At 70.5% G+C, this 17,250-nt stretch carries 15 protein-coding genes, 1 tRNA gene and 3 pseudogenes; 8 read left to right on the top strand and 11 right to left on the bottom strand.

Translation table 11 applies throughout. The annotated features are described in order from the left end of the window. The first annotated feature begins 8 nt into the window (after positions 1 to 8). The 3 genes from ACFWBQ_RS10860 to ACFWBQ_RS10850 all read left to right on the top strand — a co-directional run bounded on the left by ACFWBQ_RS10860 (position 9) and on the right by ACFWBQ_RS10850 (position 3,796). The gene (locus ACFWBQ_RS10860) at positions 9 to 1,715 is read left to right on the top strand and encodes a bifunctional 3'-5' exonuclease/DNA polymerase (RefSeq protein WP_385486368.1); all 1,707 of its coding nucleotides are present in this window, start codon (positions 9 to 11) and stop codon (positions 1,713 to 1,715) included. A gap of 290 nt (positions 1,716 to 2,005) precedes the next feature. Next, on the top strand, positions 2,006 to 3,079 hold the full coding sequence (locus ACFWBQ_RS10855; RefSeq protein ID WP_385486366.1) for a DUF2804 domain-containing protein: 1,074 nt from the start codon (positions 2,006 to 2,008) through the stop codon (positions 3,077 to 3,079). A gap of 36 nt (positions 3,080 to 3,115) precedes the next feature. Next, positions 3,116 to 3,796 (top strand): phosphotransferase, encoded by a 681-nt coding sequence (locus ACFWBQ_RS10850; RefSeq protein WP_385486364.1) that lies wholly within the window; start codon positions 3,116 to 3,118, stop codon positions 3,794 to 3,796. Positions 3,797 to 3,931: 135 nt separating this feature from the next. Here the strand turns inward: ACFWBQ_RS10850 and ACFWBQ_RS10845 are convergent. Further along, positions 3,932 to 4,315, bottom strand: a pseudogene (locus tag ACFWBQ_RS10845) (LuxR C-terminal-related transcriptional regulator); the annotation flags it as partial. Between the two features lie 5 nt (positions 4,316 to 4,320). On the opposite strand from ACFWBQ_RS10845, the gene ACFWBQ_RS10840 reads away from it, so the two are divergent. Further along, positions 4,321 to 4,629: an FtsX-like permease family protein gene (locus ACFWBQ_RS10840; RefSeq protein WP_385486362.1), complete on the top strand. Its 309-nt coding sequence runs from the start codon at positions 4,321 to 4,323 to the stop codon at positions 4,627 to 4,629. A gap of 12 nt (positions 4,630 to 4,641) precedes the next feature. Here ACFWBQ_RS10840 and ACFWBQ_RS10835 read toward each other — a convergent pair whose 3' ends face one another. The 3 genes from ACFWBQ_RS10835 to ACFWBQ_RS10825 form a co-directional block, all read right to left on the bottom strand. Then, the gene (locus ACFWBQ_RS10835; RefSeq protein ID WP_385486360.1) at positions 4,642 to 4,995 is read right to left on the bottom strand and encodes a hypothetical protein; all 354 of its coding nucleotides are present in this window, start codon (positions 4,993 to 4,995) and stop codon (positions 4,642 to 4,644) included. A 126-nt stretch (positions 4,996 to 5,121) separates the two neighbouring features. Continuing rightward, on the bottom strand, positions 5,122 to 6,009 hold the full coding sequence (locus ACFWBQ_RS10830) for a sulfurtransferase (protein WP_385486358.1): 888 nt from the start codon (positions 6,007 to 6,009) through the stop codon (positions 5,122 to 5,124). A gap of 27 nt (positions 6,010 to 6,036) precedes the next feature. Continuing rightward, on the bottom strand, positions 6,037 to 6,645 hold the full coding sequence (locus ACFWBQ_RS10825) for a hypothetical protein (protein WP_385486356.1): 609 nt from the start codon (positions 6,643 to 6,645) through the stop codon (positions 6,037 to 6,039). 273 nt (positions 6,646 to 6,918) lie between these two features. Here ACFWBQ_RS10825 and ACFWBQ_RS10820 point away from each other — a divergent pair, with 273 nt between their 5' ends. Continuing rightward, the gene (locus ACFWBQ_RS10820; RefSeq protein WP_385486354.1) at positions 6,919 to 8,193 is read left to right on the top strand and encodes a family 16 glycosylhydrolase; all 1,275 of its coding nucleotides are present in this window, start codon (positions 6,919 to 6,921) and stop codon (positions 8,191 to 8,193) included. Between the two features lie 131 nt (positions 8,194 to 8,324). Further along, positions 8,325 to 9,530: a beta-1,3-glucanase family protein gene (locus ACFWBQ_RS10815; protein ID WP_385486352.1), complete on the top strand. Its 1,206-nt coding sequence runs from the start codon at positions 8,325 to 8,327 to the stop codon at positions 9,528 to 9,530. Positions 9,531 to 9,562: 32 nt separating this feature from the next. Here the strand turns inward: ACFWBQ_RS10815 and ACFWBQ_RS10810 are convergent, their stop codons facing one another. After that, entirely contained in the window at positions 9,563 to 10,387 is an 825-nt protein-coding gene (locus tag ACFWBQ_RS10810; protein ID WP_385486350.1) for an MBL fold metallo-hydrolase, read from the bottom strand. Positions 10,388 to 10,434: 47 nt separating this feature from the next. On the opposite strand from ACFWBQ_RS10810, the gene ACFWBQ_RS10805 reads away from it, so the two are divergent. Continuing rightward, complete coding sequence (locus tag ACFWBQ_RS10805) at positions 10,435 to 10,860, top strand: MerR family transcriptional regulator (RefSeq protein ID WP_385486348.1); 426 nt, start codon at positions 10,435 to 10,437, stop codon at positions 10,858 to 10,860. A gap of 356 nt (positions 10,861 to 11,216) precedes the next feature. Here ACFWBQ_RS10805 and ACFWBQ_RS10800 read toward each other — a convergent pair whose 3' ends face one another. From ACFWBQ_RS10800 to ACFWBQ_RS10790, 3 genes and pseudogenes are all read right to left on the bottom strand, one after another. Next, positions 11,217 to 11,876, bottom strand: a complete 660-nt coding sequence (locus tag ACFWBQ_RS10800) for a class F sortase (RefSeq protein WP_385486346.1) — start codon at positions 11,874 to 11,876, stop codon at positions 11,217 to 11,219. 108 nt (positions 11,877 to 11,984) lie between these two features. After that, positions 11,985 to 13,106 carry a hypothetical protein gene (locus tag ACFWBQ_RS10795; RefSeq protein WP_385486344.1) on the bottom strand — a complete coding sequence of 374 codons (1,122 nt, stop codon included), beginning with the start codon at positions 13,104 to 13,106 and terminating at the stop codon, positions 11,985 to 11,987. 223 nt (positions 13,107 to 13,329) lie between these two features. Continuing rightward, positions 13,330 to 13,492 (bottom strand): annotated as a pseudogene (locus ACFWBQ_RS10790) (methylmalonyl-CoA mutase); the annotation flags it as partial. Between the two features lie 404 nt (positions 13,493 to 13,896). Between ACFWBQ_RS10790 and ACFWBQ_RS10785 the strand changes: the two are divergent. Then, positions 13,897 to 14,172, top strand: a pseudogene (locus ACFWBQ_RS10785) (integrase); the annotation flags it as partial. Between the two features lie 55 nt (positions 14,173 to 14,227). Here ACFWBQ_RS10785 and ACFWBQ_RS10780 read toward each other — a convergent pair. The 3 genes from ACFWBQ_RS10780 to ACFWBQ_RS10770 all read right to left on the bottom strand — a co-directional run bounded on the left by ACFWBQ_RS10780 (position 14,228) and on the right by ACFWBQ_RS10770 (position 17,222). Continuing rightward, positions 14,228 to 14,301: transfer RNA gene (locus ACFWBQ_RS10780), tRNA-Thr, on the bottom strand. 99 nt (positions 14,302 to 14,400) lie between these two features. Continuing rightward, the gene (locus ACFWBQ_RS10775; protein WP_385486342.1) at positions 14,401 to 15,930 is read right to left on the bottom strand and encodes an alpha/beta hydrolase; all 1,530 of its coding nucleotides are present in this window, start codon (positions 15,928 to 15,930) and stop codon (positions 14,401 to 14,403) included. 86 nt (positions 15,931 to 16,016) lie between these two features. Then, a complete protein-coding gene (locus tag ACFWBQ_RS10770) occupies positions 16,017 to 17,222 on the bottom strand; it encodes a DNA polymerase III subunit delta' (protein WP_385486340.1) in 1,206 nt (401 codons plus the stop codon). Positions 17,223 to 17,250 lie beyond the last annotated feature (28 nt).

Genomic DNA, 17,250 nt, shown 5'->3' with positions numbered 1-17,250 from the left:
CTCGGACCATGACCGAACGTTGGGCTCTGGCCGCCGCGGAGGCGGGCGCCGCACTCCTGGTGCCGCTGGAGCGCGACGGCCTGCCCGCCGGCCCGGTCGTCGTCGAGCCCGACCTCGTCGAGTCCGTCCGTTCCCGCCCCGAAGTGTTCCGCTGGGTCTGGCGGTCGACCGCGGAGATCTACCCCAGGCTGCTCGCGGCGGGCGTGCGCGTCGAGCGGTGCTACGACATGGAGTGTGCCGAGCTGCTGCTGCTCGGCCACGAGGGACGGCTCGGGGAGCCGCGCTCCGCCGCCGCGGCCTGGGCCCGGCTGCGGAATGCCCCGGTGCCGCCGGATCCGCCGGCCCGCTCCGCGGAGCCCGGTTCCCAGTCCTCCCTCTTCGAACCGCAGTCCGGCACGGACGTGCCGTTCGAGGCGCTGCTCCAGGTGTACGCGGAGCAGCTGCGTCGCCACGATGCGGCGGAGCACCCGGACAGGATGCGGCTGCTCACCGCCTCCGAGTCGGCCGGCATGCTGGTCGCCGCGGAGATGAACAGATCAGGGCTCCCCTGGCGGGCCGACGTGCACCGGGAGGTGCTCCACGGCCTGCTGGGCGAGCGCTACGCGGGCGGCGGCGAGCCCCGCAGGCTGGCCGAGCTGGCCGACGAGGTCTCGGCCGCGTTCGGCAGACGGGTGCGTCCCGATCTGCCCGCCGACGTGGTGAAGGCCTTCGCGCAGGCCGGGATCAAGGTGAAGTCGACCCGGCGCTGGGAGCTGGAGGAGCTGGACCACCCGGCGGTCGAGCCGCTGATCCACTACAAGAAGCTGTACCGCATCTGGACGGCCCACGGCTGGAGCTGGCTCCAGGACTGGGTCCGCGAGGGCCGCTTCCGCCCCGAGTACCAGCCGGGCGGCACGGTCAGCGGGCGCTGGACGACCAACGGCGGCGGGGCCCTGCAGATCCCCAAGGTGATACGGCAGGCGGTCGTCGCCGACGAGGGCTGGCGCCTGGTCGTGGCGGACGCCGATCAGATGGAGCCGCGCGTGCTGGCCGCGATCTCCCGCGACCCGGGGCTGATGGAGGTGGCCGGCCATGACGGCGACCTCTACAAGGCCCTGTCCGACCGGGCGTTCCAGGGCGACCGCGAGCACGCCAAGCTCGCACTGCTGAGCGCCGTCTACGGACAGACCTCCGGCGACGGCCTCAAGAACCTGGCGGCGCTGCGGCGACGGTTCCCGCACGCCGTTGCCTATGTCGACGACGCGGCGAAGGCGGGCGAGGAGGGCCGTCTCGTCCGTACGTGGCTGGGCCGGACGAGCCCGCCCGCGGCGGGGGCGGGCGAGGACGGGGAGGCGGGCATCCCTCAGGAGAGCGAGGACCCACCGGCCGGGGAGAGCTCCGGGGAGTACGGCTTCGTCCCGGGTTACGCGTCGTCGAACACCCGGGCGCGGGGCCGCTTCACGCGCAATTTCGTCGTCCAGGGCAGCGCCGCGGACTGGGCGCTGCTGCTCCTGGCGGCGCTGCGGCAGACGCTCGCCGCCGGGCACATGCGGGCCGAGCTGGTGTTCTTCCAGCACGACGAGGTGATCGTGCACTGCCCGGCCGACGAGGCCCCCGAAGTGGTGGACGCGATCCGGGCGGCCGGGGAGCTGGCCGGCCGGATCGCGTTCGGGGAGACTCCGGTGCGGTTCCCGTTCACGACGGCTGTCGTCGAGCGGTACTCCGACGCCAAGTAGCGGCCTGCCCTGCCGGACAGCCCGCCGCCACGGCTGCGGCGGGTGCGCTTCTGGTTCTCTCCTTGGGGTAAGGGGTGTTGAGCCCTCGGGTGCAGGGCCCTGCGGGGTGGATCTGCCGGAAACGTAGCCGCGCCACCCGTCTGCCGAGGACATCCCGTCCGCCCCTCCCCTCGCGTCATGGGGTGCCCGCCAGCGCACCCCGAGCTGCCCCCGGACGTGCCGGAAGCCGTACCCGGACGCGTCCCGAGCCGTACCGGAGTACGGTCCCGCGCCCGCTATAGGCTCCGCCCATGGCGACGCACGAGCGCGAGATCACCGAGTCCGTCGACCTCTGTCTGCCCGACGGCAAGCTGAATCCGGCAGCGGTCGGCTGGTCCAGGCAGCCGCTGCACCGCGCCAATCTGCGCGGCTGGGGCCGGACCAAGCGGTGGGAGTACTGGTGCGTGACCACGCCCACCCATCTGGTGGCGCTGACCGTGAGCGACCTCGACTTCCTGGCTCTGAACGCGGTCTACTTCCTGGAGTACGGGTCCGGGGGCCGCGAGTTCGAGTGCTCCTCGATCGTCCCCGCCGGCCGTGGCGTCCATCTGCCGGACACCGTCGCGGGGGCGCCGGGCTCCGAGGACGTGGTCGTCGGACCCGCCCGGCCGAGCGGCGGCAAGGTGCGGATCGAGATTCGCGACGAGAACGCCGGCACCCGGCTGCGGGCCCGGTGCCTGACCGGCAACCGGCTGCCGCTGGAGGTCGACATCCTCGTCTCGCGGCCGACGGGGCACGAGTCGCTCTCCGTGGTCGTGCCATGGAGCGAACAGCGCTTCCAGTACACCTCGAAGCACACCGCACTCCCCGCCGCCGGCCGGGTCCGTATCGGCTCGGAGATCCTGGAGTTCGGCACCTCCCGGGCGAAGGATGCGGCCGACAGCGACACCTGGGCCGTCCTGGACCACGGCCGGGGCCGCTGGCCACGTGCCGTCGACTGGAACTGGGGTGCGGCGTCCGGCCGCACGGACGGGCATACGGTGGGCCTCCAGTTCGGCGGCCGCTGGACGGTGGGAACCGGTTCCACCGAGAACGGCCTGTGCGTGAACGGCCGGCTCACCAAGATCGGTGAGGAGCTGGACTGGCGCTGGTCCACCTCCGATCCCCTCGCCCCCTGGACCGTCCGTACGACGTCGTCCGGACAGGTGGATCTGATGTTCACCCCGTTCCACAACCGGTCCACCCACACGGACGTCGGCCTGATCGCCAACCGCACCGACCAGTGCTTCGGCCATTACAACGGCCGGGTCCGGACCGACGACGGCACCGAGATCGCCGTGACGCAGCTCCTCGGCTGGGCCGAGGACGTCCGTATGCGCTGGTGACTCCCCCTCGCGCGGCGGCCCGGGTAGGTTTCCCCCATGCACATAGGCCATCTGCTGGGCTCAGGACGCACCGCCGATGTGTACGCACTCGACGAGTCCTGGGTCCTGCGCCGCTACCGTGACGGCGCCGATGCCACCGCAGAACTGGCCGTGATGTCGTATCTCTCGGCCTCCGGGTTCCCGGTCCCGCGCATCGGCCCGCCGTCCGACCCGCCACTGCCCACGGACCTGGTGATGCAGCGGCTGACCGGCCCGACCATGGCCGAGGCGCTGCTGGCGGGCACGCTCACCGAGGCCGAGGGGGGCGAGCTGTTGGCACGGCTCCTGCGGGACCTGCACGCGATCCCGCCCCGGCTCTCCCAGGACCCCGAGGACCGGATCCTCCACCTGGATCTGCATCCGGAGAACGTGATGCTCACTCCGCAGGGAGCCGTGGTGATCGACTGGTCCACGGCCGGCGAGGGGCCGCCCGCCCTGGACCGGGCGATGTCCTCGCTGATCCTGGCCCAGGTCTCGCTCGACCCGTCGTTCACCGCCGGTGAGCGCGTCCGGGGCATGCTCGCGACGATGCTGGCCCGGCTCGCGGGTGACGGCGGCGTCCCCTCCGGCGCCCTGGCCCGGGCCACCGCCCGGCGCGCGGCGGATCCTCGGCTCACTGCGCGGGAGTCGGCGGTGCTGGACGAGGCGGCGGAGCTGGTCGCGGCGCTCGCGGGCTGACGGGGGGCCTCGTCGCCGCCATGGTCACCGCCGTACGGTCGTCGCCGTCACGCCACCGCCGTATACCGCCGTACGGTCGCCGCTTCCGTCGCCGCCCTACCGCCCCCGCTTTCTGTCGCCGCCCTACCGACGCCGTCAGCCCCGGAGATAGGCCAGCACGGCCAGCACCCGGCGGTTCGTCGCGTCGGTCAGCGAGAGGTCGAGCTTCGTGAGGATCGAGCCGAAGTGCTTGCTGACCGTGCCCTCGCTGACGGTCAGCGCCTCGGCGACCGAGGCGTTCGACCGGCCTTCGGCCATCAGGGCCAGCACCTCCTGCTCCCGCGCGGTGAGCCTGGACAGCGGGTCGCGGCGGTGCCTGAGCAACTGCCGCACCACCTCCGGGTCGACGACGGTGCCACCGTCCGCGACCCGCTGGAGGGCGTCGACGAACTCCTCGACGTTCCCGATGCGTTCCTTGAGCAGGTAGCCCACGCCCCTGCCGTCGCCGGAGTCGAGCAACTCCTCGGCGTAGGACCTCCGACCGGATGCGCGATCTGGCGGTGCTCCGTCTGGCCGGCGCCACCGGGCCACAGGTCGTCGCACTGGTCGCGGCCGAGGCTCTGATGGTGGTGGCGGTGGGCGCCGTCCTGGGCGGCACGGCGGCCGGGCTGAACCTGCTGGGCGTCAAGGTCGCGCTGGAGCTGCTCTCCGTGAGTTCCCCGGTGATCGTGCCCTGGGCGGGCCTGGGCACGGTGGCGGCCGCGAGTGCCGTACTGGCGACGGTCTGTGCCGTACTGCCCGCGCTCGCGGCGCTGCGTACCCGGCCGGTCGAGCGGGCGGGCGCCCGCGAGTGAACCGGTGCCGGCTCAGCCGTTGAGCAGGTACGCCAGGGCGATCACCGGGAACGGCCACACCACCACACCGAGCAGGGCGAGCCGGCTCATCGGCGTCATGCGGCGCAGCGGAGGGGAGCGGTACAGGCCGGTCAGTACGGCAGCGCCCGCGGCGGCCCCACCGGCCGCACCCAGCAGGAACGACGCGGGGGACTCGCCGGAGGCCGCGCCCAAGAGCGCCACCATCAGCACCAGGAAACCCAGGATGCCCAGGGCGGCGAGGGGTACGGACCAGATCAGGGCGACCAGGACGACCTGTCGGGTACGGGCGGGGCGGGCGCGCGCCATGGGAGGCGCGGAGGCGGGGGCGTGGTGTGCAGGGAACATGCGCGGCTGCCTTTCAGCGCTGCGGAGTGCGTGCTTCCACCCTGCGGGGGACGGCCCCGCCGCAGCATGCGCGCACGTACTCAGGCCGCGCGGTCCACGGCACTCATCCCCACCGGCGGAACATCCCTACGTACCTGTCACGACCGGCAGTTCCGACGGCCGGCCCCACTCGCTCCACGAACCGTCGTACACGGACACGTCGCGGTATCCGGCGAGTTCGGCGCCCAGTGCCAGGACACAGGCGGTGACACCTGATCCGCAACTGACGACCAGACGTTGACGATCCCCGGCCAACACACCGAAGGAGGCGCGCAGTTCGTGGGCACCAAGCATTCGGCCGTCGCGCTGGATCTCCCCGAACGGAAGGTTCAGCGCCCCCGGCATGTGACCCCGCCGAAGTCCCGGCCTCGGCTCGGCCCCCGTACCGGAGAACCGCTCCCGGGAGCGCGCGTCGAGGACAACCGATGCCGGGTCCGCCAGGGCGGCCACCACCGCACCGCTGCCGACCAGCATCCCGTCGCGCGGGCGGGCGGTGAAGTCACCGGGGCGCCCGGCGCCTCCGGACGCACGGCCCTCCGCCTTCTCCACCTTCTCCGCCTTGTCCACCGGCAGCCCGGCCGCGGTCCATGCGGGCAGACCGCCGTCGAGCACCGCGACCCGGTCGAAGCCCATGGCGCGCAGCATCCACCAGGCGCGGGCACTGGAGTAGATCCCGGCAGCGTCATAAACGACGACGGTGTCCGTGCCGTTGACCCCCAGGGCGCGCATCACCTCGGTGAAGCGGCGGGCGCCGGGCATCGTGTGCGGCAGCGGCACCGCGTCGTCGGACATCGCCCCGTCGATGTCGAACCTCCGCGCCCCGGGAATCCGCCACCCCTCCTCGCGATACGCACCCACCGAGGCGTCGAGGACCACGAGTCCTGCCGCCGCGAGCCGCCCCGCGAGCCAGTCGGCACCGACGAGCGGCCCCGGCAGGCTTCCGGCGTCGTCGGTCGTTCCTGCGTCGTCGGTCATGCCCGTTCTCCCCCTGGTCGTCCGTCGTCAGTTCGCGCCCGCCATACGTATCAGCCTCACCACGCGCAGCAGATCCCGGTGATGAAAGTACGTGGCCGCGTCATCCCGGTACGCGGGCGGCTCCATGCGTCGCTCCAGCGCATCGGCGCAGGCCGCCAGGCGCGCCCGCTCCCGCGCGCCCGGCGCGCCCTCCGCCTCCAGGCAGTCGGCGGCACAGAGATCCACTGCGCGGCTCAGCTCGTCGGTGAGCCCCGCCCTCTGCAGCCGAACGCGCCAGTGGCCCACGGCGTGCAGCGCCGCCTCGCGTCGCGCGCCGTACCAGTACTCCGGACTGTTCGGATTGCGCTCGCGGGGGCCCGGGGTACGAAGGCCGCGGCGTTTCGCCTCTGCCCGCTCCGCCGCGTACGCCCGCAGTTCCACCTGCCATACGGCCCTGCTGGCCTCGATCACACCCAGAGCGCGCAGCAGGGCACCCTCGTCCTCGCGGAAGGGGCCGGCCCGGTGCGCGAGGTAGCTCACCGTCGCCTCGAAGCCGATCGGCCGGTACAGCTGCACGCAGGAGCGGAGCGAGACCACCCGGTGCCCGTACGGCAGGGACGGGTCGCGGACCTTGCGTGCGACGTTGGTGAAGCCCACCGCAGGAGGCTGACGGGGTCTTCGGACTTAAGCCCGAATTAAAGGCGCCTTAAGCGATGCGGGCCTCACGGCACTCGCTCAAGTAACCCCAGCTCAGTGCGATTTCATCGTTGAAACCACAGTTGGCCGAACCGTGTCGCCTGCGTACCATCAGGCTCCGTCGGCGGCGGACATCCCAGGATGAGAGCGCTCTCAGAATGCGCTCCCGCACTCTTCCGCACGTCTCCGCCGACTCCGTGTCCTGCTCTTCCCCACAGAAAAGGTACGTAGCCCATGGCCGCTCACCGCGCACACAGATGGTCACTCGGCGGACTGGTTCTCCTGCTCTCCGCCGCGCTCGCCGCCGCCTTCCTGATCAGCACGACCGGGCCCGCCACCCTCCGGGCCCACGCCGCCTCCGCCGCCGCGCAGACGTGGGCCGACGAGTTCAACGGCGCCGCAGGCAGCGCGCCGGACTCCTCGAAGTGGACTCTGGAGACAGGAGGTTCGGGCAACGGCAACAACGAGCTGCAGTACTACACGAACAGCACCCAGAACGCGTCGCTGGACGGCAACGGGAACCTGGTGATCACTGCTCGCAAGAACACCGACTCCGGGCTCCAGTGCTGGTACGGGACCTGTCAGTACACCTCCGCCCGGCTGAACACCGCGAGGACCTTCACCCAGGCGTACGGCCGCTACGAGGCCCGGATCAAGATTCCGCGCGGCCAGGGCATCTGGCCGGCCTTCTGGATGCTCGGCGACGACCTCGGCAGCGCGGGATGGCCGAACAGCGGCGAGATCGACATCATGGAGAACGTCGGCTACGAGCCCAACACCGTCCACGGCACCATCCACGGTCCCGGCTACTCCGGCGGTGCCGGCATCGGCGCCTCGTACAGCCTGCCGGGCGGCAAGGCCTTCGCCGACGACTTCCACACCTTCGCGGTCGACTGGAGCCCGAACGCCCTTGTCTGGTCGGTGGACGGTCAGACCTACCAGACGCGCACTCCCGCCGATGTGAACGGCAACAAGTGGGTCTTCGACCACCCCTTCTTCATCATCCTGAATCTGGCCGCCGGCGGTAACTGGCCCGGCAACCCGGACGGTTCCACCGCGTTCCCGCAGACCATGACCGTCGACTACGTACGGGTCTCCACCTCCGACGGTTCCGGCGGCGGCACCGGCAGGACCGGCCCGATCAAGGGCATCGGCGGCATGTGCGTCGATGTCGCCGGCGCCTCGAACGCCGACGGCACCCCGATCCAGCTGCACGGCTGCAACGGAGTCGACGCCCAGAAGTGGACCCTGGCCGACGACGGCAGCGTGCGCGCTCTGGGCAAGTGCCTGGATGTGCAAGGTGGTTCCACCGCGGACGGTGCCGTCGTCCAGCTCTACACCTGCAACGGCACCGGGGCACAGAAATGGGTCCACACCCAGGCCGGTGACCTGACCAACACCGGAGCGAACAAGTGCCTCGACGCCACGGGCGGTTCCTCGGCCGACGGCACCCGGCTCCAGATCTGGACGTGCACCGGCGCGGCGAACCAGAAGTGGACCGTCGGCTGATCTTCGGAGTCCCGGCCCCCCACGTACCCGTCGGAGGCCGGGCATCCGTACCCGTCGGAGTCCGGACCCCACACGGGCGGGTCGGACTCCGGCCCCCCACGCACGTACCCGCACGAAGGAAGAACCCTCATATGACCCCCCGCCACCAGCGCAACGTCTCCCGCCGCAAGGTGCTCACCGCTATGGCCGGAGCGGCCGTGGCCGCCCCCGCCGTCGCCGTGATCGCCCCGCACGCCCTCGCCACGGTCGACTCGGACGACGGCGGCGCGAAGGCCGCCGGCGCCCTCCCGCTGACGATCGTCAACAACTCCGGTTCGTTCTCCAACTCCTCGGTGTTCGTCTACATCGTGGGCAACCAGGACGGTAAGCAGGTCCGGGTCACGCCCGAGGGCACCCTGGCCCCGATATCCCTCTCGGACAACGGCGCGGACGGCTTCACCGACTACGCCATCGCCCTGTCCGGCAGCGGTGAGACGAAGCTGTCGCTGCCGTACATGTCCGGCCGCATCTACGTCGCCCTGGGCGACCGGCTGAAGTTCAAGGCCGTGGCGGACGGCAACGGCAACGCCGCCCTCCAGTACCCCGCGGGCTGGGTGACGTCCGACCCCAACTACTCCGTGCTGCACGACTGCGCGGAGTTCACGTACAACTCCTCCGGGATGTTCTGCAACACCACCATGGTCGACATGTTCAGCGTCCCCCTGAGCATCGGTCTGACCGGCGCCAAGGACCGGACCACCGGCACCCTGCGTGCCGGCGGACGCGCGCAGGCCTTCGCGGCTGTCAGCGCGATCCCCGAGTTCGCGCCCCTGGTGGTGGCCGACCGGCGCATCATCGCTCCCGGACACGGCCTGGACGCGGGGATCTTCGCCAAGGACTACTTCGCCCCGTACATCGACGAGGTGTGGAGCACCTACACGGGCAAGGACCTCACCGTCACCACCGACGCGGGCGCGTTCACCGGCCGGGTCCGCGGCGACCGGTTCGTGTTCGACGGCCCGGCATCGGTGTCGTTCAGCAGGCCGACCACCCGCGACGTGCTCTTCTGCGACGGCGGATTGGCCGCCCCCAACGACGGCACCACCGGCCCCGTCGCCGCCGTCCTGGGCGCGGGCTTCAACCGCTCCACGCTGGTCAGCAACCCGGCCCAGCCCACCACGGACCCGGCCGCTTTCTACCGGTCCTCGCCACTGACCAACCACTACTCGGAAGCCGTCCACGCGGCGACCCTGGACGGCAAGGCGTACGGCTTCGCCTTCGACGACGTGGCCGACTTCGCCTCGTACATCCAGGACACCGCACCCACGGGTGCCCGGCTGACGTTGACGCCGTTCTAGACGGCTGCCGCCGTTCCGGACACCGACAGCCGTTACGGACGGCTGCCGGTATCCGTGCCGTCCCGGTAGCGGGCGAGCTCCCACGGATCGTGTGCGGAGAAGACCTCGACCTGGTCACCGTGGTCGCGGACCAGCTCGCGCAGCCGGGCCCGAGTTCCGAGCCGCAGGTCGCGATGCACCTGTGACTGCGTCTGAACGATGTCCAGCAGCGGGTGGGTTTCCACAGGATGCCCTATCTCACGGTGGTAGTAGTAGGCGTCGCCGCAGTGGAGGAGCCATCGGTCGCCGTTCTGAACGGCGACCCCGGTGTGGCCGGCGGTGTGACCGCCGAGCGGGACCAGTCTGATCTCCGGCGGCAGCCCCTTCGGCTGCAGTGCGGTGAATCCGAACCACTGCTCACCGGGCTCGGGATCGTAGGTGATCCAGTGAGGCTCGTGTGCCCAGTGAGCGTTCCGATAACGGAAGTTGGGCGCCTCGGAGAGCGCCGCTTCGAGTTCGGATGCGAGTACGTGGACGTGGGCGTCGGGGAAGTCGGGGAGGCCGCCACTGTGGTCCACGTCCAGGTGGGTGACGATGATGTGGCGCACGTCGGACGGCGCGTACCCCAGCCGGGCAATCTGCCGGATGGCTGTCTCTTCCTCGTCGAGCGCCGGTTGCGCCATGTCAACCCAGTCGGTGCCGAGCGTCCCGGCCGGGTCCCGGATGTCGCCGAGGCCCAGTCCGGTCTCAACGAGGACCAGGCCGTCGGCGTCGGTCTCCATCAGCAGACAGTGGTTCACCGCGGGTGCGGGCTGCGGGCCGTCGTAGGTGGCCTCGATCGTCCGAACCGATCCGCAGTTCAAGTGATGAATCTTCATGGCAACCAGGCTGCAACTTGAACCGCGATTCAAGTCAAGGAGGCGTGGTGGACGCATCGTTGCTGGACATCGCCGAGGTCGCACAGAGCTCTGGGCTGGCGCCCTCGGCTCTGAGGTTCTACGAGAAGAAGGGCCTTATCGCTGCAGCGGGCCGCAACGGCCTGCGCCGTACGTACCATCCGGACGTGCTGGAGCGCCTGGCACTGATCATGTGCGCGCGCAGCGCCGGATTCTCGGTCGCCGAGATCGGCCGGTTCCTGGTGGCGCAGCCGTCCGACGAGTCACTGCGCGTCCGCATGGCCGCGAAGGCCCGCGACCTCGACGAGCAGCTCGGACGGCTCACGCGACTGCGCGACAGCCTTCGGCACGCGGCCGTCTGCGACCACGAGCCGATCGTCGACTGTCCGGAATTCAAACGGGCCGTCGGCAATGTACCCGCACCGGCGTTCGGCCCGGCCGGGTCCGCTCCTTGACTTCGACCCTGCAGGCATCGATCGACGAACCGAGGTAAATCGCCGTTCACTTGGGCGTCCTCGTCCACCACGGCGGCCGTGCAGAAGAAGCGGACTTCCTGCACCGACGACCGCTTTCGTAGCGAAGGTGGGCGGGATGCAGCGGGATCACGGTGGGCCACCCGGGACTCGGCCTCAGTGCTGATGGTCGCCGTATGCCACCACTGCCTGGCCATCAACGGGCTCAGCCCGGTCGACGCGCTCGGAGCCGCGCAGATGTGGATGCCCGCCCCTCCAACCACGAGAATCCGGGGTCGCCCTAGAGACACCGGACCGGCCGCCGGCCCGCCGGTCGCCTACCGCCTACCGCCTACCGCCTACCGGACGAGATCGGCGTACACGATGATGTTGTCGGGCCGGTGGCCGTTCTCCAGTTCTCCGCCGCAGGTGATCAGGCGTAGTTCGGGGCGGGTCGTCTCTCCGTAGACCTTGTCGGTCGGGAAGCTGTCCTTGTCGACCTGTTCCATTGCCCGGACCGCGAAGACCGCGTCGGAGCCGTCCGCGCGCGACACGGTGATGCGGTCGCCGGCCTTGATCCTCGAGATGTTCTTCAGTACCGCCGGTCCCCTGGCGGTGTCGAAGTGGCCGATGAGGACGGCGGGGCCGAGCTCGCCGGGCGTCACGCCCTTGGTGTACCAGCCGATCCGGTCCGCCTGCTCGACGGACGGGACCTCGACGGTGCCGTCCGCGGCCAGCCCGAGCTTCAGCACGGGACCGGTGTCGACGTCCGCCGACGGGACACGGACCCTGACGGGCTCGGCGGCGGCCATCGGCTCCGCGGGACCGGTCGCCTCGAGGGGAGGGGAAGCGGGCGAGGGCGGGGCGGGGGTGGATATGTGTGCGGGCGGGGTGTCCGCGTGGGCGCCGTCTTCGGCACCGCAGCCGGTCAGCGCACCGAGTGCGAGGACCGCGAGTACGGCAGCCGTGAGGCGGTGACCGGTGGATCGGGTGGAGCGGCGACGGTGGTGTGTGTGCATGAGCATGCTCCCGGCAGGACGAGCCGGACGGGCCGCCGCGTGAAGCGGTGGCCCGTCCGGGTGACGTGGGCGGCTGAGCGGTCGTCCGGCCCCAGGGGCCGGCCGGACTCAGCGGCCGGCGGCGGCCGAGCGGCGGCGCAGGGCGACGAAGCCGATGCCCGCGGCACTGAGCGCCGCGGCGGCGCCCCCCGCGGTCACCAGCATCCGGTCGTTGCCCTGCTCGAACTCGGCACCGGCAGCAACGCTCCCCTTCGGGACCACCGTGGTCTGCGTGTCGTTGTCGTTGCTGCCGCTGTCCGGGGTGTTCCCGTAGGTGAAGCTGCATCCCTTGGGGAGCTTCGGGAAGTCCGTGACGGTCGTCGGGTGCCCGCCCCCGGTGGTGCGCAGCTGCGGTGTGTGGCTTTCCGGGTTGAGGATCTCCCCGATGATTCCTGCACGCACGGGAAGCTTGGGGTTCGTGCGGTCCAGCGTCTGGACGACCTTGCCGAAGCGGCCGAAGTAGACGGACGGCCCGGAAGGAGTGATGAACAGACGGGCGTGGAGATCCGCTCCGAAGTCCTTCTCGATGATGGCCACGCAGGGCCCCCAGTCCTGGTCGCCGCTGCCGTGGGTCTCCTGCGAGACGATCTGGCCGTTCCAGAACAGGGTCACGGAGATGTCCCCGAAGAGCTTGGTCTCCTCCTTCTTGAATCCGTGGCCGGCCGCGAGGCTGCCGAGGACCTTCTTGCCGGAGAGGACGGTCGCCGAGTAGAAGACGTCGTTCTTCTCGCCGTGCCGGTAGACATCGGCGCTCAGCCCGCCCTCGAGTACGTCCTTGTGGACCAGGACACCTGCCGGCGTCTCCGGCCCCTGGCCGTCGCTGCCCTGGTCGCTGACCGAGGTGACGGCACCCGCGCCGGTGAGGGTGACCTGGATGCCTTCGAAGATCCGGCTCTCCTGGGCGGCGTGGCCCGCACCCGCGGTGAGGGTGCCCAGCTGCTGGTCGCCCTTGAGGACGACCGCCGTGTAGTAGAGGTCCGTGTCCCCGTGCCGGTAGACCTTGGCGGTGAGTCCACCCTTGAGCTGGTCGGTGCGTATGAGGCTGCCCTCGGCGGTGGTTGCAGCCGAATCGGCCTTCGGGGTGGTGTCGGCGAACGCCGTGGCCGCGGGAGCCAGGACCGCTCCGGCGAGTGCTGCGGTGGCTACGGCGGCGCGAAGGGCGAGGCGACGGCGCGAGGTGGTGAGAGACATGGACGACTCCGTGAAGAAAGCGGCCTCGTGGGCCTGCGGGAGAGAAGGGAGAGTCGCATGCCGCTTCCTCGGTCGGGTGGGGCCGAGAGGTGTGGCGGGCTGCTTGTTCCGAAGGTAACGATCCCCTTCAACGGAGGCGTCCGCTCCGTGTCACCACTGTGTGACAGCCGCCACATCTCTCACATGGCCTCCCGGTGAACTCGCCGCGAAAAAAGGGTGGTTCTCAGAACGCGTCCGTCGGGACGTACGTCCCCCAGACCTCCCGCAGCGCGTTGCAGACCTCGCCCACCGTCGCCCGCGCCCTCAGCGCGTCCTTCATCGGTTACAGGACGTTTGTCCGCACCTCCGGCCGCCTTCTCCAGCTCCACCAGCGCCGCATCCACCGTCGTCATCTGGGGTGTCGGCAGGCTCGGCGGCATCGACTCGCCAGGGGCGATCGCGCTGGTCACAGGTGCTTTCACGGCCGTGGCCACGATGCGAACCGCATACCTGGGCATCAAGGTTGTGTCCCCTACGGCACAGAACATGACTCAGGAGCAAAGGGGCACGGGCGGGAGTCCTGATGGGGGCAGGGGCTCTGACGCACATGGACCGGACGAGCCGAACGGCGGGGCGAGCAATCGGCTGACGCAGAGCTGGCTGCGTTCAGGCAGCCTGCAACGTCCTCCCAGAGACATAGTGCTGACGATCCGTCGCCTGACGTAGCCGAAGGGCTGACACGAGAAGACCTGGCGGCCATTTTTAGGACGTGCTGGACAAGGCGGCCCCGGAGCAGCTCAGTCAGCGCACTGACCGCCGCCTGTACGACGGCAGTCGCCACACCGCCGGCACGATCCAGAACGAGCTGGGTGTGGACATACCCACGATCATGGAGATCCTTCGGCACACCCGGATCAGTCAGACCCGGCGGTACGTGAAGGGGCGGTCGCACCTGTCGAAGGACGCCATGCGTCGCCTGGGCGAGTTCTTCGATCCCGCAAAATCGAAGCCGGATCCAGGCCCCACTGAGACCAGAACTGAGACCGCCGACACTCGCGCGGCCCGCGCCCGGCACCGTCGTCGCATCCCCAGTAAAAGCAAAAGCCCCAGGTCACGGCGAGTGAGTCCTGAGGCTTCTACAGAGCCGCCTTCGGGATTCGAACCCGAGACCTACGCATTACGAGTGCGTTGCTCTGGCCAACTGAGCTAAGGCGGCACCGCTCTGTCACACCATGGTGCGGTCAGCAGCGACGCCAAGTCTACACAGTTTCGAAGGGTGCTCCGAACCACCTGTCCCTGTGGCCTTATCCGCAGGTCAGGAGCACTTCTTGCCGTCCTTGGGCGGGGTGCCGTCCAGCAGGTAGGTGTTGATCGCCGTGTCGATGCAGTCGCTTCCCCGGCCGTACGCGGTGTGCCCGTCACCCTCGTAGGTCAGGAGGGTTCCGGAGGAGAGCTGGTCCGCGAGGGCCTCGGCCCACTTGTAGGGGGTGGCGGGGTCGCGCGTGGTGCCGACCACGACGATCCGGGCGGCACCCTTCGCCTCGGTGCGATGGGGGCCACCGGTGGCTTCGACCGGCCAGGAACCGCAGTTCAGGGCGCCCCATGCGAAACCCCTGCCGAAGACCGGGGAAGCCTTCTCGAAGGCGGGGACGGCCTCCTCGACGGCGCCGGGGCCGGAGAAGGCGGGGGCCAGGTCGAGGCAGTTCACGGCGGCGTTGGCGAACATCAGATTCGCGTACGTACCGCTCGGATCGCGCTCGTAGTAGCTGTCGGCCAGGGCGAGGAGGCCGGAGCCGTCACCCTGCTGGGCCGCGGCGAGGGCCTCGCGGAGCTGCGGCCAGGCCGACTCGTCGTACATCGCGGCGATCACACCGGTGGTCGCCAGGGACTCGCCCAGCAGCCGGGTATCGCCGGTCGGCACGGGCTTCGCGTCGAGGTCGGCGAAGAGCTTCTTCAGGGCGGTCGCCGCATCCGCGGTGGACGTGGTGCCGAGCGGGCAGTCCGGCTGCTTCAGGCAGTCGGCGGCGAACGACTGGAACGCAGCCTCGAAGCCGGCGGTCTGGTCGCGGTTGATGTCGATCGCGCGGAGCGAGGGATCCATCGCCCCGTCGAGAACGAGACGGCCCACCCGGCCGGGGTACAGGTCTGCGTACGTCGCGCCCAGGAACGTTCCGTACGAGGCGCCCACATAGTGCAGCTTCTCGTCGCCGAGCAGGGAGCGCAGGATGTCCATGTCGCGCGCCGTCTCGACGGTGGAGACATGCGGGAGGACCTTGCTGGAGTTCTTCTCACAGCCGTTCGCGAACCTGTCGAAGGCCTTGTTCAGCTTCGTGATCTCGGCGGCGTCGTCAGGAGTCTGGTCCACCTGCGTATACGCGTCCATCTCCTTACCCGTCAGGCACTCGATCGGTTCGCTGCGGGCCACCCCGCGCGGGTCGATCGCAACGATGTCGTACCGGGCACGGACCGGGGCGGGGTAGCCGATGGCCGCGTACCCCTGTTGGTAGTCGATGGCGGAGCCGCCGGGGCCGCCCGGGTTCACCAGGAGCGAGCCGATTCGTTTGCCGGGACCGGTGGCCTTCTTCCGGGAGACGGCCAGCTTGATGTCTCCGCCATCGGGCTTCCCGTAGTCCAGCGGCGCCTTCATCGTGGTGCATTGGAAGCCCTCCACACCGCAGTCCTGCCAGCGCAGCTTCTGCCCGTAGTAGGGCTCGAGGTCCTCGGGAGCAGGCGAGCCGGTGGCCGACGCGCTGGGCATCGAACTGCCGCTGCTGCAGCCGGAGACGAGGAGGCCGGCAGTGCCGAGCGCGGTGGCGAAGATGCGGAGCAGGCGCCTGGTGTCCATCCCCGGAGCGTAGCCGCCGGGTGACGACTCAACCGATTCCCTACTCATACGGATGAATTCGCGCACCCTCCGGCTACCTGTGGGTTTCAGCCCGCCCGCAGCGCCATCGTCATCGCCTCCACAGCGAGCAGAGGTGCCACGTTGCGGTCCAGGGCCCGGCGGCAGGCGATCACGGCCTCTATCCGGCGCAGGGTGCGCTCGGGGCCCGAGGACTCGGCGATCCGGTCGAGGGCGTCCCGAACATCGGTGTTGGCGAGGGCGATCTGCGAACCCAGCTGGAGCGCCAGGACATCCCGGTAGAACCCGGTGAGGTCGGTGAGCGCGAGATCGAGGCTGTCGCGCTGTGTACGCGTCTTGCGGCGCTTCTGCTTGTCCTCCAGCTCCTTCATCACCCCCGCCGTGCCACGGGGCATCCGGCCCCCGGCGACGCCGCCGAGCGCAGCCTTCATGTCCTCGGTCTCCTTGACGTCGACCTCCTCGGCCACCTGCTTGGCATCGTCGGTGGCCGTGTCGATCAGCTCCTGCGCCGCCTTGAGGCAGCCGCCGACGTCATGGACGCGGAGGGGAAGCTTGAGCACGGCGGCGCGACGGGCGCGGGCCCGCTCGTCCGTCGCGAGGCGGCGGGCCCGGCCGATGTGACCCTGAGTGGCACGGGCGGCCGCAGCGGCCCGCTCGGGGTCGATTCCGTCACGCCGGATCAGCACATCGGCGACGGCCTCGACCGACGGCGTGCGCAGCGTGAGATGGCGGCAGCGGGATCGGATCGTGGGCAGCACGTCTTCGAGCGAGGGTGCGCAGAGCAGCCACACCGTGCGGGGGGCCGGCTCCTCCACCGCCTTCAGCAGGACGTTGCCGGCGCCTTCGGTGAGGCGGTCGGCGTCCTCCAGGACGATGACCTGCCAGCGGCCGACGGCCGGGGACAACTGGGCGCGACGGACCAGCTCACGGGTCTCCTTCACACCGATGGAGAGCAGATCCGTGCGGATCACGTCCACGTCGGCGTGCGTACCGATCAGCGCGGTGTGACAGCCGTCGCAGAACCCGCAGCCGGGTGCCCCGCCCAGCGCCCGGTCCGGGCTGGTGCACTGGAGCGCGGCGGCAAAGGCGCGGGCGGCGGTGGACCGTCCCGATCCCGGCGGCCCGGTGAACAGCCAGGCGTGGGTCATCCTCGACCCCGGAGGGACCGGCTCGCCCGCGAAAATGGCGGTGACCAGCGCATCGGCGTCCTGGGCGGCGGCACCGAGCTGCTCCTGCACTCGGTCCTGTCCGACCAGGTCGTCCCATACGGTCATGGGTCACCGCCCTTCCGGTGGTGTGGTG

The organism is Streptomyces sp. NPDC060035, assembly GCF_042736635.1.
In the GTDB taxonomy this organism is placed as follows: domain Bacteria; phylum Actinomycetota; class Actinomycetes; order Streptomycetales; family Streptomycetaceae; genus Streptomyces.
Note: the sequence above shows the minus strand (reverse complement) of the source record. Positions and strands in the feature narration are given on the sequence as shown.

What these genes read in the sequence shown, in the direction of transcription:
- ACFWBQ_RS10860 (WP_385486368.1), top strand. Translation starts at nt 9, where the DNA reads ATGACCGAACGTTGGGCTCTGGCCGCCGCGGAGGCGGGCGCCGCACTC.
- ACFWBQ_RS10850 (WP_385486364.1), top strand. Translation starts at nt 3,116, where the DNA reads ATGCACATAGGCCATCTGCTGGGCTCAGGACGCACCGCCGATGTGTAC.
- ACFWBQ_RS10830 (WP_385486358.1), bottom strand. Translation starts at nt 6,009, where the DNA reads ATGACCGACGACGCAGGAACGACCGACGACGCCGGAAGCCTGCCGGGG.
- ACFWBQ_RS10835 (WP_385486360.1), bottom strand. Translation starts at nt 4,995, where the DNA reads ATGTTCCCTGCACACCACGCCCCCGCCTCCGCGCCTCCCATGGCGCGC.
- ACFWBQ_RS10800 (WP_385486346.1), bottom strand. Translation starts at nt 11,876, where the DNA reads ATGCACACACACCACCGTCGCCGCTCCACCCGATCCACCGGTCACCGC.
- ACFWBQ_RS10810 (WP_385486350.1), bottom strand. Translation starts at nt 10,387, where the DNA reads ATGAAGATTCATCACTTGAACTGCGGATCGGTTCGGACGATCGAGGCC.
- ACFWBQ_RS10820 (WP_385486354.1), top strand. Translation starts at nt 6,919, where the DNA reads ATGGCCGCTCACCGCGCACACAGATGGTCACTCGGCGGACTGGTTCTC.
- ACFWBQ_RS10855 (WP_385486366.1), top strand. Translation starts at nt 2,006, where the DNA reads ATGGCGACGCACGAGCGCGAGATCACCGAGTCCGTCGACCTCTGTCTG.
- ACFWBQ_RS10840 (WP_385486362.1), top strand. Translation starts at nt 4,321, where the DNA reads ATGCGCGATCTGGCGGTGCTCCGTCTGGCCGGCGCCACCGGGCCACAG.
- ACFWBQ_RS10770 (WP_385486340.1), bottom strand. Translation starts at nt 17,222, where the DNA reads ATGACCGTATGGGACGACCTGGTCGGACAGGACCGAGTGCAGGAGCAG.
- ACFWBQ_RS10815 (WP_385486352.1), top strand. Translation starts at nt 8,325, where the DNA reads ATGACCCCCCGCCACCAGCGCAACGTCTCCCGCCGCAAGGTGCTCACC.
- ACFWBQ_RS10775 (WP_385486342.1), bottom strand. Translation starts at nt 15,930, where the DNA reads ATGGACACCAGGCGCCTGCTCCGCATCTTCGCCACCGCGCTCGGCACT.
- ACFWBQ_RS10795 (WP_385486344.1), bottom strand. Translation starts at nt 13,106, where the DNA reads ATGTCTCTCACCACCTCGCGCCGTCGCCTCGCCCTTCGCGCCGCCGTA.